Source organism: Mangrovivirga cuniculi (assembly GCF_005166025.1).
Classification (GTDB): domain Bacteria; phylum Bacteroidota; class Bacteroidia; order Cytophagales; family Cyclobacteriaceae; genus Mangrovivirga; species Mangrovivirga cuniculi.
Genome location: NZ_CP028923.1, coordinates 151298 through 168166, shown reverse-complemented (window position 1 = coordinate 168166; position 16869 = coordinate 151298). Strand labels below are relative to the sequence as shown.

16 protein-coding genes are annotated in these 16869 nt (G+C 36.4%); 9 read left to right on the top strand and 7 right to left on the bottom strand.

The genetic code is table 11. The features are described from left to right. Positions 1–36: 36 nt before the first annotated feature. The 7 genes from DCC35_RS00765 (at position 37) to DCC35_RS00735 (ending at position 7460) form a co-directional block, all read left to right on the top strand. Entirely contained in the window at positions 37–1098 is a 1062-nt protein-coding gene (locus DCC35_RS00765; RefSeq protein ID WP_137088980.1) for a hypothetical protein, read from the top strand. A gap of 66 nt (positions 1099–1164) precedes the next feature. Next, a complete protein-coding gene (gene porG / locus DCC35_RS00760) occupies positions 1165–1854 on the top strand; it encodes a type IX secretion system protein PorG (protein WP_175402671.1) in 690 nt (229 codons plus the stop codon). A gap of 104 nt (positions 1855–1958) precedes the next feature. After that, a complete protein-coding gene (locus DCC35_RS00755) occupies positions 1959–2699 on the top strand; it encodes an isoprenyl transferase (protein ID WP_137092566.1) in 741 nt (246 codons plus the stop codon). Between the two features lie 415 nt (positions 2700–3114). Beyond that, the gene (locus DCC35_RS00750; RefSeq protein WP_246070117.1) at positions 3115–5379 is read left to right on the top strand and encodes a BamA/OMP85 family outer membrane protein; all 2265 of its coding nucleotides are present in this window, start codon (positions 3115–3117) and stop codon (positions 5377–5379) included. After that, complete coding sequence (locus tag DCC35_RS00745) at positions 5379–5912, top strand: OmpH family outer membrane protein (RefSeq protein WP_137088977.1); 534 nt, start codon at positions 5379–5381, stop codon at positions 5910–5912. The genes DCC35_RS00750 and DCC35_RS00745 overlap by 1 nt, the downstream gene beginning before the upstream one ends. Before the next feature lie 25 nt (positions 5913–5937). Next, a complete protein-coding gene (locus tag DCC35_RS00740; protein WP_175402670.1) occupies positions 5938–6480 on the top strand; it encodes an OmpH family outer membrane protein in 543 nt (180 codons plus the stop codon). Between the two features lie 71 nt (positions 6481–6551). After that, positions 6552–7460: a S66 peptidase family protein gene (locus DCC35_RS00735; RefSeq protein WP_137088975.1), complete on the top strand. Its 909-nt coding sequence runs from the start codon at positions 6552–6554 to the stop codon at positions 7458–7460. Here DCC35_RS00735 and chrA read toward each other — a convergent pair. Both chrA and DCC35_RS00725 read right to left on the bottom strand, forming a co-directional pair. Then, positions 7450–8610, bottom strand: a complete 1161-nt coding sequence (chrA, locus tag DCC35_RS00730; protein ID WP_137088974.1) for a chromate efflux transporter — start codon at positions 8608–8610, stop codon at positions 7450–7452. The genes DCC35_RS00735 and chrA overlap by 11 nt on opposite strands. Positions 8611–8625: 15 nt before the next feature. Next, positions 8626–9597, bottom strand: coding sequence for an isopenicillin N synthase family dioxygenase (locus tag DCC35_RS00725; protein WP_137088973.1), 972 nt, complete (start codon positions 9595–9597; stop codon positions 8626–8628). Between the two features lie 91 nt (positions 9598–9688). Here DCC35_RS00725 and DCC35_RS00720 point away from each other — a divergent pair, with 91 nt between their 5' ends. Beyond that, on the top strand, positions 9689–10504 hold the full coding sequence (locus tag DCC35_RS00720) for a phosphopeptide-binding protein (protein ID WP_137088972.1): 816 nt from the start codon (positions 9689–9691) through the stop codon (positions 10502–10504). A gap of 50 nt (positions 10505–10554) precedes the next feature. Here the strand turns inward: DCC35_RS00720 and recO are convergent, their stop codons facing one another. Genes recO through DCC35_RS00700 form a run of 4 tightly spaced genes read right to left on the bottom strand, consistent with a single transcriptional unit; the run spans position 10555 to position 14321 of the window. Then, the gene (gene recO / locus DCC35_RS00715) at positions 10555–11238 is read right to left on the bottom strand and encodes a DNA repair protein RecO (RefSeq protein ID WP_137088971.1); all 684 of its coding nucleotides are present in this window, start codon (positions 11236–11238) and stop codon (positions 10555–10557) included. Between the two features lies 1 nt (position 11239). Beyond that, positions 11240–13429: a type IX secretion system anionic LPS delivery protein PorZ gene (porZ, locus tag DCC35_RS00710; protein WP_175402669.1), complete on the bottom strand. Its 2190-nt coding sequence runs from the start codon at positions 13427–13429 to the stop codon at positions 11240–11242. Next, on the bottom strand, positions 13377–13973 hold the full coding sequence (locus DCC35_RS00705) for a thymidine kinase (RefSeq protein ID WP_137088969.1): 597 nt from the start codon (positions 13971–13973) through the stop codon (positions 13377–13379). Before DCC35_RS00705 ends, porZ begins: the two co-directional genes overlap by 53 nt. Before the next feature lie 15 nt (positions 13974–13988). After that, entirely contained in the window at positions 13989–14321 is a 333-nt protein-coding gene (locus DCC35_RS00700) for a 2Fe-2S iron-sulfur cluster-binding protein (protein ID WP_137088968.1), read from the bottom strand. 126 nt (positions 14322–14447) lie between these two features. On the opposite strand from DCC35_RS00700, the gene DCC35_RS00695 reads away from it, so the two are divergent. Continuing rightward, on the top strand, positions 14448–15536 hold the full coding sequence (locus tag DCC35_RS00695; RefSeq protein WP_137088967.1) for a hypothetical protein: 1089 nt from the start codon (positions 14448–14450) through the stop codon (positions 15534–15536). Between the two features lie 45 nt (positions 15537–15581). On the opposite strand, the gene rodA is transcribed toward DCC35_RS00695, so the two are convergent. Continuing rightward, complete coding sequence (rodA, locus tag DCC35_RS00690) at positions 15582–16868, bottom strand: rod shape-determining protein RodA (RefSeq protein ID WP_137088966.1); 1287 nt, start codon at positions 16866–16868, stop codon at positions 15582–15584. Position 16869 lies beyond the last annotated feature (1 nt).

Sequence of the window (16869 nt, the reverse complement as noted above, 5' to 3'; positions counted from 1 at the left end):
AATCAATTAACTTTCTGATAAGATATCTAAAAATATATGCGATCCTTAATATTTTCACTTGTAATTCTCTTTTTATCTATATCTGTAGCTGACACATATGCTCAGGGCCGTCGCGGTCGCCAAACTGTATCGAACTTCAGAGGGTTTAAGAAAAAGTTTGATCGTAGATTTCAATATACTACGATAGATATTGGCATAGGAGCAATGAATTATTTTGGAGACATTACTCCTACCTCCAGCTCATTTAGTACCGATCTAAAATTTACCCGACCTGCATTTACATTATCAGTAACAAGAAGACTGGGGCAAAGATTTCAAGCATCAGGATTTTTCACTTATGGTACCCTAAGAGGTGATGATTTTGAATCTGCAGATCCAAATGATGATGATGGGCAATATCGGTATGTAAGAAATTTAAGTTTTAGAAATAGAATCTTTCAGGTAGGAGCCAGAGCTGAATTATTTCTTTACAGTAACAACGGCACCTATGTAACTCGAAATGATTGGAACCCATACATCTTTGCGGGTGTATCAGCTGTTTTTCATAATCCACAGGGAAAAGTTGGAGAAGTAGATTCCTGGGGTAATACACTTGCAGAGGCAGGTGAATGGGTTGATCTGGAACCTTTAGGTACAGAAGGACAATATAGCGATGCCTATAACGTTGAACCCTACAGTAAAACTATTATTGCAGTTCCATTCGGTATAGGTACTACATTCAAGCTTACTAATTCATTAAATTTGGCTGTTGAGTTTGAGTATAATTTACTTTTTACCGATTATATCGATGATGTAAGTGGCTATTATGTCGATCTGAATGAATTAAACTCTGATTTAGCCAGAGCGATGTCCTACAGGTCAGATGAGGATTTTTCTTCTGAGGGTGAAGCCAGGCCTGGAAACTCACTGATGACTAGTGCTAATATGGAGAATGTTGGTGGATATAACGTTTACCGAGGCTTTGGAAGCCGGGGAGGTGAAGGTGATTTGGCTAATATGAGAGGAAATCAGGATGATAATGATATATTTATTGTAACCAGGGTTAAGTTGTCGTATATTTTGGGATCTGGTAGAATTAGAAGATCAAAATTCAGATAAAGTGAATCATAATAATTTAATTAAAATATTAGGGAGTAAACTTGGAAACATACTCCCATTTTTTTGGTGATTTTTTTTACTGGAGCTAACCTGAAGTCACAAGAATTGCCGACATATAAAGAAGTCGGTGTGGCAGCAGGAGGTGCAGCCTATATCGGAGAAGTTGTTAAATCTGTTAATCCACTTTATTTAAGGCCTTCAATAGGAATGTTTTATCGACAAAACATGAATGAATTTATGGGGTGGAGGGCACAGCTAACTTACAATAATTTATCAGGAGACGATTCAAGACCTGCTGATAACTTCAGTGACAGAAGAAATTCATCCTTTAATGTTTCGATATTAGAATTGATGGCTGTTGGGGAATTTCATTTTCTTGACTATCGACAGATCAAATCACCTTATAAAACCAGTCCTTATATTTTTGCTGGGCTTGGAGGCTTCTGGTTATTTGGAGACGATCCCGGGCCTTATTCCTATAGCAATATTCAACCAGTCATACCATTTGGAGCCGGAATGAAATGGAAGCTGAATCGCCATTGGCATCTGGGCGTTGAGTTGGGTTTCAGAAAAACATTCTTTGATTATATAGACGGAGTATCTGAGTTGCCAGATACAAATGCCGGTTTAAATAAAGGTGCCAATGGGTATAGTTATCAATATGGCAATAAGTATGATAATGACTGGTATTATAACCTTCATTTTACCCTCAACTATGTCATAATAAAGATTCCTTGCCCCGTCGATCCGAACTAAAAATCCTTAAATTTCAACTTAACAAAGATTAACTTCATCTTATTTAGCTTAACCATAGCTTTTTTGTAGATTGCGCTATATTTTTGCGGGTTGTGGAACATTTAATGGAGCATATCGATAAGTCAAATATTCCTTCTCACATAGCTGTGATTATGGATGGAAATGGAAGATGGGCCAAGAAAAAGGGCGCAGTCCGTTTATTCGGTCATCGAAATGCAGTAAATGCAGTTAGAGATGTGACTGAAGGGTGTGCAGAAATTGGAGTTGAGTATCTGACGTTATATGCATTCTCCACAGAAAACTGGAGTCGCCCGAAAGACGAGGTGACTGGTTTAATGGAACTGTTAGTTAGTACAATTCGTAAGGAGTTAAAGACACTAACAAAGAATAATGTTAAACTCCATACAATTGGGGATACTGATTCTTTACCTAAAAAATGTAAAAGGGAGTTATTGGAAGCGATAGAAAGGACCCGCGAGAACTCCGGTTTAAATTTAATTTTGGCAATAAGTTATAGCGGTAGATGGGAAATAACCCAGGCTATGAAAAAAATATCTTCAGAGGTTGAAAAAGGAAATTTAAAGACTGAAGATATTGATGAAAATACAATTAAAAATAACTTGATGACTGCCGATTTTCCTGATCCGGAACTAATGATAAGGACCAGTGGTGAGATGAGGATAAGTAATTATCTGTTATGGCAGTCAGCATATACTGAATTATACTTTACTGAGACATTATGGCCTGATTTTAATAAGGAAGAATTAGCAAAAGCTATTCTTTCTTACCAAAGAAGAGAGAGACGTTTTGGAAAAATCAGTGAACAATTGAAAAGCGACGCATGAGAAAATTAATAGTTTTTGTTTTTTTAGCAGGTTTTGTATCAACCGCTTTTGGACAAATAGGGTTGGACAGATTTCAGAAAAAGAAAATAAGAAATTTGAACTGAATTATTCAGACCCAAAGGAATACGAAATAGCTGAAATAACAGTTTCGGGCGTTGAGTATCTTGATAATAATGCTTTAATATCCCTTTCAGGATTAAAAGTTGGTGATAAGATTAAGATTCCTGGGGAGGCAATTTCAAATGCAGTAAAGAATCTTTGGAAACAAAGAATCCTTGGTGATGTAGAAGTCAATATAACCAAAGTTCAGGGAGAAAAGGTTTATCTTGAACTTGCATTAAAGGAACAACCAAGGCTTTCCACTTATGAAGTTAATGGAGTAAACAAAACTACCCAGGAAAATCTGCAAGATGAGATGGGACTGATAAGGGGTAGTGTTGTTACTGATGTACTAAAGAAAAACACTCAGCTCACAATAAAAAAATATTTTGTTGAGAAAGGCTTCCCAAAAGCTGATGTTGAAATTATTCAGGTAGCAGATACGGCGTTAAGCAATTATGCCAAATTGCGTATTAATATTGACAAGGGAGTTAAAGTAAGAATAAATGAAGTAAGCTTTGATGGCAATGACCATTTTACGGATGTCCGTTTGAGAAATAAGATGAAGAAAACAAATGAATATGCCAGAGTTAGCATATTCAAAGACATGTTTTCCAGACTGTTTAATTTCAAACCTAAAAATGTCACCCAGGTTTTAACTCCTGAAGGTTCAATCACAAAAGATAAAGTGACAGAATATGTGAATGAACATGTCAAATTAAACTTTTTTAATGCATCAAAATTTATTCCTAAGGAATATCGCAATGACCGAAACCTGATTGTTGATTTCTACAATAGCAAAGGATATCGCGATGCAGAAATTGTTAGTGATACGGTTTACTACAATGACAACCGAAATATTAATGTGAATATTACGGTAGACGAAGGAGATAGATATTATTTCAGAGACATAATCTGGACAGGAAATTACCTGTATACTGATGAAACTTTATCAACTGTTCTTGGAATTGAAAAGGGAGATGTATACGATAAAGAAAAGTTAAGTAAGAGGTTGAATTTCGACCCTACCGGTAATCGTGATATCAACTCACTTTACACGGATAATGGTTACTTATTCTTCAATATTCAACCAGTCGAAGTGTTAGTAGAGGGAGACTCTATAGATATTGAGATGAGAATAATGGAGGGTAGTATTGCTACCATAGACCAGGTGCTGGTAAAAGGGAATAATCAGACACATGACCATGTTATATTAAGAGAATTATCGACCAGGCCAGGAGAAAAGTTTAGTCGAAGCAATTTGATTAAAACTAACCAGAGACTTGCTCAATTAGGGTTTTTCGATCCTGAGCAAATAGAGCCGCAATATTTTCCGGATGCTGAAGAAAGTACTGTAGATATTCACTGGGTTCTGGCTGAACAATCAAATGACCAGATTGAATTGTCTGGAGGTTGGGGAGGTATTTATGGATTTGTTGGTACTCTGGGATTATCTCTGAATAATTTCTCAACAAAAAATTTATTTGATTTAAGTAAATGGAGACCAGTTCCAAGAGGTGATGGTCAAAGACTTAGTATAAGAGTCCAGGCTAGTGGACGACAGTTCCAGTCTTATTCATTTTCTTTCCAGGAACCATGGCTCGGAGGAAGAAAGCCAAATGCATTTTCAGTTAACTTAAGTCACACTGTGGTAAGGTCAGGTGCGAGCTTTTTTGATCCGACTAGTTTCACAGGTAGCTTAAAGCTTACGTCTCTTTCTGTTGGTTTAGGTAGAAGAGTAAGGTGGCCTGATGATTTCTTCCAGGTATCAAATTCAATAGCCTATTCTATTTACGATCTGGATAATTATCCTTATTTGGGTCTTTCCGTGGACGACGGTAGATTCAATAGCTTAACTTTAAACACAACTATATCCAGAAGTAACATTGATAACCCGATTTACACCAGATCAGGCTCATCGATTAGTTTATCTGTTGCATTAACACCTCCATTTTCATCTTTCGACTTTTCCGAAGGCGCAGAAGTGGAAGATTCAGAAGAGGTTAATGAATGGATTGAGTATCATAAATGGGATCTGGATATAAGTTATTTTTCTGCTATAGCCGGAGACCTTGTGTTTCATGCAAAAGCTAATTTTGGATTCCTTGGGACCTATGATATAGATAAAGGAATTTCTCCTTTTGAAAGATATGTTATGGGAGGTAGTGGACTGGCAGGAACAAATTTCCAGATCGGCCAGGAAATTATTGCATTAAGAGGATACGATGATAATGCTGTTACACCTCCTGCATACAGCGGAAGTGCCTCACCTGCTGGTGATGAAATTTATGGTGGTGTTGTGTTCTCAAAATACACTATGGAATTAAGATATCCGATCTCAACTAACCCGGGTGCAACTATTTATGTACTCGGATTTACTGAGGCAGGAAATAACTGGAATAATTATCAGGACTTTAATCCGTTTAATTTATATCGTTCAGCTGGTGTAGGTGCCAGAATATTTATGCCGGCATTTGGTTTGATTGGAATTGACTGGGCATATGGGTTCGATCAGTTGCCTGGCCAGATTGATATAAGTGGACCACAATTCCACTTTACAATTGGAAATCAGTTAAGATAATGCGAAAAATATTTCTTCTACATCTTCTTTTTATAGGCCTTTCATTTACTGGCTTTAGCCAGAAATTCGGCTATGTTGATACAGATTATGTATTGAATCAAATGCCTGAATACAAGGAGGCTCAATCAAAAATTCAAGAATTGGCACGAAGTTGGCAGGAGGAAATAAAAGAGATGATTGCTGAGAAGGAATCGATGTATGAGGCTCTTGAAGCAGAAAAAGTTCTTCTTACTGAAGAAATGATCAAAGAACGGAAAGAAGAAATAAAGGAAAAGGAAAAAGAAATTCAGGATTACCAGCAAAAGGTATTTGGTTTTAAAGGCCTTTTCTATTTGAAGAAAGAAGAAATAATAAAACCTGTGATGGATCAGGTTTTTGAAGCGGTCAGTAAGGTCGCAAAAGATAAGAGACTCCAGATCGTATTTGATAAGTCAGGTGATCTGGTAATGATTTATACCAATCCTGTTCATGATTATACAGATTATGTATTAGAAGAACTTGGGTTGGGAGACAAAAATGACACTATTGAGTAAAACTTATAATTTAAATTGGAGAATGATGAAAAGTAAATTTTTTCTTATTGTTTTTGGAATTATTATCGCCGGATTCAGCATGTCGGCTCAAGGCCAGTCGCTGAAAATAGGTTATACAAATGTTGACTATGTACTTTCTAACTTGCCTGAAATGAAGAATGTACAAAGCGAGTTTGAGACATATCAAAAGCAACTGCAGAATCAGATTCAGGCTAAACAACAAACTCTTAGAAGTAAAGTGACTGAATATGAACAAAATGTTCAGGCTAATCAGTGGTCAGATGTAGTAAGAGCTGACAAAGAAAGAGAGCTTCAGCAAATGGATCAAAATCTTCAAAAATTTGCTCAGGATGCTCAAAAGAGTATGCAGGCTAAGTACACTGAGCTATTACAGCCTCTATACAAAAAAATAGAGACTGCAATTAAGCAGGTAGCTGAGGAAGAAGGTTATACTCACATTTTTAACAGTGGAACTCCTGGTACTGATATTCTTCTTTTTGCAAATGATGAATCTGATGTAACAGATAAAATCTTCGTTAAACTTGGAGTAACTCCTCCAACTGAGTAAAAAAATATTCCTAAGAATAAAAAAAGCCTCTTTTTGAGGCTTTTTTTGTTTTTAATCAATATTTTTCAAATATGATCATACCGGAATTTCTTTCTCCAGGCGATAAAGTAATTATTGTAGCGACTGCCCGAGCTGTTGATTCTACTGCTGTTGATCATGCAGTAGAAATTTTAGAACAGTGGGGCTTGAAGGTTCTTAAAGGTAAAAACCTTCTTAACAAAGATTTTAGGTTTGCCGGTAAAGATTCCGCCAGGTCGGAAGATCTTCAATATGCTATTTCATCTCCTGACATAAAAGCTGTTTTTTGTGTCCGTGGGGGTTATGGAACTACCAGAATTGTTGATAATATCGATTTTAAACCTCTTTATAAGTATCCTAAATGGATACTAGGCTTTTCTGACATAACAACATTATTATTGCAATTGGAGCGATTAGGAGTTGCTTCTGCTCATTCTTCAATGCCAGCACTTTTTAAAAATAAGACAAGTAAGGAAGCACTCAATTCTATCAGGCTTTTTTTAATGGAGCCTGAAGATTATAAGTTAGAATGGGATCAAACTTCAATTGATCGAGTTCATAATTGTGATGGTAGCCTTATAGGAGGAAACCTTTCAATGATTGCTAATAATATTGGGACAAAGTCTTTTCCTCTGACTTTTAAAAATAAGATTCTTTTTCTGGAAGAAGTGGGTGAAGATTTATATCGGATAGACAGGTCAATGGTTCAATTAAAAAGGGCAGGTATTTTAAGTGAAATTAGTGGATTATTAGTCGGAGGTGTAACGGATGTACCATATGATGAAGAACCGTTTGGGTTGGAAGCAAATGAAATTATTTTAAGTCATGTTAGTGATTATGATTTCCCCGTATATTTTGATGTTCCCTTTGGCCACATAGATGAAAATCATTTGATTCCTTGCGGACTTCAATCTAAGATAAGGGCTGATAAAGAAAAGGTGCACTTGATCGTTAAAAAATAAATCCAGCGATTATTCCGGCGATAATAATATAAGGCGTTCTTACCCTGATTAGCATCAGCCCTACAGTAATAAGAATTATCCCAAAACTCATCGGGTTTTTATCGATAGGCTCATATAACAAAAATGCAGCAGCAACAACCAGGCCTGACCCGGCGGCATTTACTCCCTCTAGTGACGCCTTAATTATTCTATATTTTTTAAGGTCATCCCAAAACCTTATAATAAAGAAGATTAAAAAAGTGCCTGGAAGAAATATACCTGCAGCACTTAAAAGAGCTCCTATTACCTGGGCTAATGGACCGAATTCGCGCATTGATAATGTACCAACAAATGCAGCAAAACTAAAAGTCGGGCCCGGAACAGCCTGATTAAATCCATACCCGGATAAAAATTCGTTTGAAGTGAGATATTGCTTAAACTCGACGAACTCTGTATAGAGTAAAGGTATTAGAACTTGCCCGCCTCCAAAAATCAGAGATCCGTTTCTATAAAAGTTTTCGAATAAAAGAATTTCTCTTTTATGAGTTATTGCTCCTAACAAAGCTGCGAAAATCAGGACACCACCCCAGAGTAAGAAATTGCTCCAGTTAATTTTTAAGGCTTTGTCTTCAACCTTCGGGTGTAACCTGAAATTTATAGCTGTTGAAAGCCCTCCAAAAATAATTAACGCCGGGTAGGCAAAAGGACTTCTGTAAAAATAGGCAGCTACTGCAGTTAGAACCAAGACAATCATTCCATGGTTTGATACTACCACTTTATTACTGACCCTAATTGCTGCAACGGCTACAATTCCTACCACCATTGGTTGAATAAATTCTGTAACAGACAGGGGGTCGTTCAAATACGATAATGCTAACCCAACGCCAGTCATCACTGTTACAGCAGGTAAACACCAAACCAATAAAGTTAAGTAGGCTAGTTTTGGCCCACCGATTCTATAACCTATTGCTGTAATTGTTTGAGTGGAAGTAGGGCCTGGCAGGATCTGACAAAGAGCATGAAGTTCAATTAATTCCTTATTAGTCAGGTATGCTCTTTTATCAACAAAAATATCAAAAAATAAAGCCAGGTGTGCCTGGGGGCCTCCAAAGGCAGACACACCTAACTTTAACACTTCTTTGAGGTAAATTAAAGATCGAATTTTCCGCATAAAGGAAAATCGGGCTTATTTTTTTAATCCGATTTCAGCTAATCGCTGATCCAGAAATTCACCAGCTGTCATATCCTCATATTGTTTCGGGTTTTCTTCATCAATACAGCTTTCCAGGCATGTTAAATCCATTTCTGATCTTGGGTGCATGAAAAATGGAATTGAATATCTGGAAGTGTTCATTTTTTCTTTTGGAGGATTCACCACCCTATGGATGGTAGACTTTAACTTATCATTAGTAAGTCTTGCCAGCATATCTCCAACATTAACAATGATTTGATCTGGCAGAGCAGTAATTGGAATCCATTTACCGTCTTTTCTCAATACCTGGAGTCCATCAGCACTTGCACCCATTAAGAGTGTGATCAAATTAATATCCCCATGTTCGGCGGCCCTTACAGCATCATCTGGTACTTCGTCAGGGTTAGTGATTGGGTAATAATGGATTGCTCTGAGGATGCTATTACCATATGAAGCCTTATTCTGGAAGTAATTTTCAGGAAGGCCAAGGTGAATAGCAATAGCACTTAGCATATCTAATCCTGCTTGCTCAAGCGTTTTGAAAGCATGAAGGCAGGCATCTTTAAATTCAGGAACTTCTTCCGGCCATACATTATCAGGATATTCATCCGTAAGTGGATGAGAAGAGTCATTTGGTTGTCCTACATGGTAGAATTCTTTCAAGTCACCAACATTTCTTCCTTTTGCATGCTCCTTCATCTTACCGTTATATCCTCTTTGGCCAGCGATATCCGGTCTCTCATATTTCTTTTTCACTTCGTCGTCCAGGCGGAAAAACTCTTTCACATTATTATATAATTTCTCCTGGAGTTCGTCACTCAGTCCATGGTTTTTGACTGCTACAAAACCAATGTTCTGATAAGCATCTCCTAAAGCCTTCACAAATTCAGCTTTCCTTTCAGGGTCATTGCTCCTGAAGTCATTCAAATCCAGTGATGGAATATCGTTATATAGTATGTCAGACATTTTATAATGTATTTATTGCATTGCAAACTACTTATTTTTTCTTAATATTAATAAACCGAAATACACACAATATCGACAAAATCAACAAGATATGATGAAAATTAGAATAACAACTATCTGTTTGTTAGCTATTTTAGCAGTTACTTCTTGTAACACTAAGGAAGGATCGGATGAGGAATCTGCAGAAGATTCAACTGCAATGGCAGAAGAAACAATGACTGAGGATGCTCCAATCAGCATCTCACCGGTAACAAATTCTCCAGAATTTAATGATTCGATGTTGGAAATGAATTCACCATCAGAATCAGCAGAACTAAAACCTGGTACTGTGAATTTTAATTTTAATGTGAAGAATTATACTCTGGCTAGTCAGACTCCTGATGCCGATATAAAGAATTGTGCAAATTCAGATAAAGGACAACATATTCACCTTATTTTAAATAATGAGCCTTATTCTGCTCACTACGACGCTCAGTTTGACAAAGAAATGGAAGAAGGTCACTACGTGGCTCTGGCTTTTCTTTCTAGATCTTACCATGAGAGTCTTAAAAATCCTGATGCATATGTAATTCGTCAGTTCACAGTTGGAGATGTTGACGCTGAGCCTGCTGATTTAACACAGCCTCATATGTTTTATAGCCGACCTAAAGGTGAGTACAGTGGAGCAAATACAGAAAAGGTGCTTTTAGATTTTTACCTGTTAAATACTGACCTTTCAGCAGATGGTAACAAGGTAAGAGCTACCATAAACGAAGAAACTTTCCTTATTGATAAATGGCAACCTTATTTTATTGAAGGAATGCCGATGGGAGAAAACACTATTATGTTAGAACTTATCGACAGCGAGGGAAATGTAGTTCCTGGTCCATTCAATACTGTTGAAAGAACCATTACATTGACAGAATAGAAAGAAATCCACTAATAATATAAACGAACCCGGTGCAATGCCGGGTTTTTTTATAAATATAATTCAATTAAAACGGGAAGAGATTTTAGTTCACCGATGTCCAGGTGATACCTGTAAAAATCGATCAATACATGAAGTAACTCTCTTCTTACCGTATTACTTATTTCAGATTTTTCTCCATAATCAGAGGAACTCAACTCTTCAAATCCATCCAAAATTGGCTGGTTGATTTTCAGGTTATAAAATGATTCCATTTCATCAGCCAGGACATATCCGCTTTCCATATTTAGGCCCAGGTAAGGGCTTAGTTTTATCAGAAATTTTAAATGAAAGTTATTAATGTCCTGGTCGATCTGATCGAAAATGCAAATTGAGTTTCTAATGAAGTCATGTACAGGTTGTGGGTCCTGATCTTGTTTTACTATTTTGAAAAGAATCTCAGATAAAAATAAGCCAATCCCCCTTTTTACCGGGTCAAATGGAATTGTTTTATAATGAAAATCAATTCGGGCTTCGTTTATCCTGGTTATTTTATCATCGTTTCTGTCATAAATAACCATTTCAAGAAGATTCAAAGGCTGATAAAGAGCGATTTTACCTTTTCCTTTAGATGTTCTGGCACTGTTAATAATAAAGGATTTCAATCCTTTATCCCTGGTGAAAATCCTGCATATTATTGATGATTCACCGTATTTGATGTAATTGAAAACTATTCCTTGTGTATTAGTAAGCATTTTACGGAATAATTACAGCCTTACCAATATAGCCATCTTCATAGAATTGGTCTGCCATGAAAAAAAGATAAACTCCCGGAGGTATATTCGAAGGTGGATTCCATGAAGCAGAGCCTCCTTTACTTTCAATTTCGTCAACGAAAACTCCTGATGCAGTCGTGATTTTAATATTGCTGTTCCCTTTGATATCACTAATGGTTATGATTTCATTTCTTTCAACAGAGAAAGGGTTTGGATAAATGTTTACGGAATTATAATCTGTAGCAGGTAATGTGGCATCACTTTGATATGCGACTATTCCTCTATCTGTTAATGCATAAACCTTACCAGAAGAAGGGTCATATTCTAATTGTAATACATTATTAGATGGCAGAAGGGAATTTTCGGTATTAAAAAAAGCAAGTTCCTCTTCCAGATTAGAGTCAAATAATCGTATTCCCAATGCGGTTGCAGTCCAGAGCCTGTCGCCGGTATCAATAAATAAATCATTCACTTTTCTGCCTTCTAATAAGTAGCGGCCATCTATAATTGGTCTTGAAGCATTCATTGCAACAAAATCAAATACCCCAAATGGAACATCTAAAAACCAAACGCCATTATTGGAAGCAATCCATATTCTCCCATCGCTATCCGAACCTAAATTATAGATCGTACCAGGTAAGCCACCATTGTTCTCACTGGAGGTTAATATCCGAAATTCCTGATCTTCAGGATTAATAATTACTATTTTACCATCTGGATTTTGGCTTGTTAAGGCTATGATATTTCCGTCAACTATTTTGAGGTTTCTTATATAGTTTAATCTGCTATCTGCTTTTGGAAAGGGAGTAGTGGTTTCCAGATCTTCGGTGTATAAATAGGCTGTACTATTTGTCTGAGCAAATAATAATTTATCCGCAAAAGAAGTGATTGCAGTAAATTCATAATCGTTAGGGCCTTCACCGGCTATTACATCTATTTCTAACGTTTCTCCTGTTAACAGTACGGGGTTTTCTAAGTCTGATATTAGACCACGGGAGATGGATGCGAAATAATATTTCTGGTTATGGTATGCAACATCGGTAATTATGGCATCGAATAAAGAAGTTTCTTTCCATTCGGAGTTTTCTAAATATGAAATTAATTCAGCTTCATTAGAATTAAGGGCGAATAGATTGCTGCCGGTAAATCGAATTGCTGAAGGAAAGTTATTCTCCGGTCCATCAGGTTTCAGGGATGTAGTATTATTATTATCAATCCTGATCAATCCTGAATTTCTGGTGCCCAGAAACACTATGTCATTATTAACAACGATATCAAGCGGGTCTATAGTGGACGAGAGGTCTGCTATGTTTGTAAAAACACCATTATTCCAGGTGTAAACATTATTTTCGTTGACAAGAAATAATTGTGAATTGTAAGTAGATCCAGCTATCCATCCATCTACCGGTTGGTTTTCTACAGTTGACCAGGTTCCATCAATCGATTTTTTCAGGAGACCTCCAGCTTTAGTTATTGCTAAAACTTCACCTCCTAATTCAAAAAACTCTTTTATTGCAATTTCTGACCTGACTTTCCATTGATTAAAGTCAGCTAGATTAGAATTCCTTGAAGCTGCTTTGATTCCTTCATCGGTCGAAATATAAATACTGTCAGATAGAAAAGTGATATCAAATACTTTAACAGATTTGGCACTATCTCCAATTTGCAAAAAAGCATCTCTTATAGAAAGATCTTCTAAATTAGCTAATACTAATCCTTCATCTGTAGCCAGATAGAGAAGACCGTTAAACTCTTTGATTGAATTGATGTAAAAATTGGTTGATGGAGAAACAAGCTCATTATTTATGATTATTTCATTTTTCTGAACTTTATATAAAGAACCATCTGCGAAGCCATAAATAAGATAATCAGAGGAGCTAAAAGCAGAAGATATGTTTTCAGCCGGTAATTCATCAGTATTAACTTTAGAGATCCATCCTTCAATCGGGACGTAGGAGAAAATACCCGGGTTACTGATTCCGATAATTTCATCGTTAAACCCGACTACAAATTCTGTAGTATTATAGGAATAATGTGCTTCCCATGTACCTGTCGGAATATTATTTTGTGCTGAAATATTCAGAAAGAATAGGGAAGGTAAAATAAACCTTAAGAATCTAGTTAGAATTTTTAAGGCCGGTAAAAAAGCATTTTCGACATCTCGCTTCATAACTTTCGGTTTCTCCAACCAGGACTTTATCATCATTGATTACTTTTCTGAAAGAATAATTAGCAAGGGATCCGTTTTTCATGCAGATCGCATGAACTTTAGTGACAAACTCTGCTACAGCCATTAAATAAGGCATAGGACCAAAAGGCCTGCCCATATAGTCCATGTCTAAACCCGCAACAACTACTCTTTTTCCCTCGTTTGCAAGTTCATTACAGACATCAACAATTCTTTTATCAAAAAATTGAGCCTCATCGATACCAACTACCGAGCAATCTCCGGCTTTTAATAAAATATCATCTGCAAAATTAACCGTAGTTGAACGAATAGCATTTTTGTTGTGGGAAACTATTTCTGATTCAGAATACCGATTATCAATGACAGGTTTAAAAATTTCTACTTTCTGATTTGCCAGGACTGCACGATTAAGTCTTCTGATTAACTCTTCAGTTTTTCCGGAAAACATCGATCCGCAAATCACCTCTATCCAACCGGAGTATTTCTCTCCGTCTCCATATTGCTCTAAAGATGGTTCAATAAACATGCTCCAAAGATAAAGCTAATCATCGGAATAATTAATATGTGGAAGTTTATAATCTCGAGGTGTTTTTATTTCTATACGTCCTTTTATCGGTTTGGCCTGACATGCAAGCCTTTCTCCCGGTTTTAATCTATTTAAAAACAGGAACCTCTCTTCTACCTCGGCAGGCTTTGAAATGTTCTCACTACCATTCACCACTAACATTCTACAGGTTGTGCATTTACCTTTTCCCCCGCAGATGTTCATCCATTGAATTTTTTCCTTTTTAAAAATGTCCAGGAATGACTCTTCGTTATCTGAAAAAATGATAGACCTATCTTTTAGACTTGTAATTACAATTACATTTTCCATTATCCATAAATTGATCTATCAGATTAATCAATAACCTTACAAATTGTTCGTTAAAATAGAAATAAATTCTAACATTGCTTAAGGATACTTTTTTTGGTATTGATTTTTGGAATAAAACTAAGAATTATGTCTTCACCTGCTTTAAATGAATATTACCTTAACGATTATGCAAGCAATGTAGCACGGCAGATTTGTGCAGCTACTTTTTCAGAAACAGAGAAAGTCTCGGGTTCTGATATTAAAAAGCTTACTTCAGTCAGGCAGGTCAATTATTTCGTTATCAAATATCTGTTCCAGAATTGGAAAAAGGAGATGAAGCAAATCACTGCCAGTCCTTATTTTAATTATGATCATCCCGAAGTTAAAGAAGCGCTAATCACATTTAAAAATAAGGTCTCAAATCATATTTTGATTGCTGAGAATGACCTTGAGCCATTAGTTAAAGAGTCTGTGAAGGATACTTTGATGTTGATGTATTCTCCTTATGATTATTTCATTGCTGAATTTAAGCAGTCAGCTCCTTTAAAGGTTAAAACACTTGAGGAAAAAGGAAAGTATCTGACTATAAATAAGAAACTATGGGATTCATTAATTGCAAGTTTGAAAAATTCCTCAGAAGAAGAATTTACAGCGGGCTATCTGGAATCTGAGTTTAATAAGGTGTGCGAAGAAAGTGGTCATGAACCCGATTCGATAGACCATATAATTGAAGATTTGGGTGAATATCAGCCAATAGAAGAGGGTAAGCTCTATTCAGAGAGTCGTGGAGATTATGATGCTGATCCTGTTCACGAAGAAAAAGTAGTTGAAAGTGAAGTTAGTCTGAAAGAAACAGATGAAATGATCAACGAAAATATAGAGGAGGAGGATTCAAACAACCCAAAACCTATAGTGGATAAATATCAGTCTGATTATGAAACTTTAAATGATAAGGTGGCTTCTGAAAGAGGGAAAGTGAAGACACTTGCCGATCAAAATCTAAATTCAATTAAAAAAGGGCTTTCACTTAACCAGAGATATATGTTCACCAGAGAACTTTTTGGTGGTGATCCACAAATGTTTGATCAAGCGATAGAAAAATTAGATGATTGCTCGGAATACAACGAAGTTATCAGCCTTATAGAAAAAGAGTTTGCTCCAAACAACCATTGGAATATGGACTCTTATGAGGTAAGTGAATTTATGCACATGGTTAATCGAAGATTTCCTGACTAATAGCCAAATCTTAATTTGAATTTAATATAACAGTTTTAGTTAATATTAGTGAGACAGGACTTGCATTCTATGTGAGTCCAGTTTTACCATTGTGAATAGCAATACTGTAAAAGCTATAAGAGATGAACCCCCATAACTGAAGAATGGAAGAGGTATGCCAATTACCGGGAAAAGCCCGATAGTCATGCTTAAGTTGATGGAAAAGTGGAAAAACAAGATCATTGCTACGCAATATCCATAAACCCGGCTAAACCTCATCTTCTGTCTCTCGGCTAATTGAATTACTCTAAGGATAAGAGCACTAAATAAAACGATTACTATAAATGAACCGATATAACCATGTTCTTCTCCTATAGTACAGAATATAAAGTCAGTACTTTGCTCAGGAACATAGTCGTATTTTGTTTGAGTACCTTCTAAAAACCCCTTTCCATCAAAACCTCCGGAGCCGATTGCAATTTTTGACTGGTTAACATTATACCCGGCACCTTGTGGATCAAGATCAGGATTAAATAGTACCAGGATCCTTGTTTGCTGGTGGGGCTTAAGTACATCCTCAAAGACAAAATCCACACTTCTAACAACACCACAGATTGCAACGGTTATCAGAATTGATGTTATTAATTTAGATCGCTTAGCCCTGTTTAAAAATGTTGCTAAAGCACCTATAACAATTATGCCTGAGTAAATATAAATTTGATTTAACTCTAGAATCTGCGTGAGGTAAATTGCAAGTAAAAATACAATAGCCCCCAGTACCCCGAGTATTAGTGGTATTGGGGATAATCCTTCTCTAAATAATACCAGAATAAAAATGCTAAATACCATTGCAGTACCCGCATCCCCTTGAAGAAGGATCAAAGCAACAGGTAAAAACAAAATAGCGCCGACTGCCATAAGATCAGGGATTCGGTCGAGCTTTGCCTGGGGGTCTCCCAAATATTTAGCCAGAGCTAATGCAGTAACAAATTTAGCGAATTCTGAGGGTTGGAATCTGAAGCTGCCAATTTCAAACCATGAGGTAGAACCTGCCACTTCCCTTCCGAAGAATAATACAGCTATTAGTAACAGTAAAACAACTCCAAAGGCAACATAGGCCAATGAGTCTATCAACCTGAAATCAGCAAAAAAGATGATAATTATGGTAACGACAGAAGCACCAATCCATACTAACTGCTTTCCGGAATTCAGATTAAGATCGAAAATACTCTGATTTGCTGATGCATCATAAACCGCAGCATAAATATTAAACCACCCGAACAGGACAAGGGCAAAGTAAAGGAATATTGTGATCCAGTCTACATTAGCAAATATATCTGTTCTTTCTCTCATT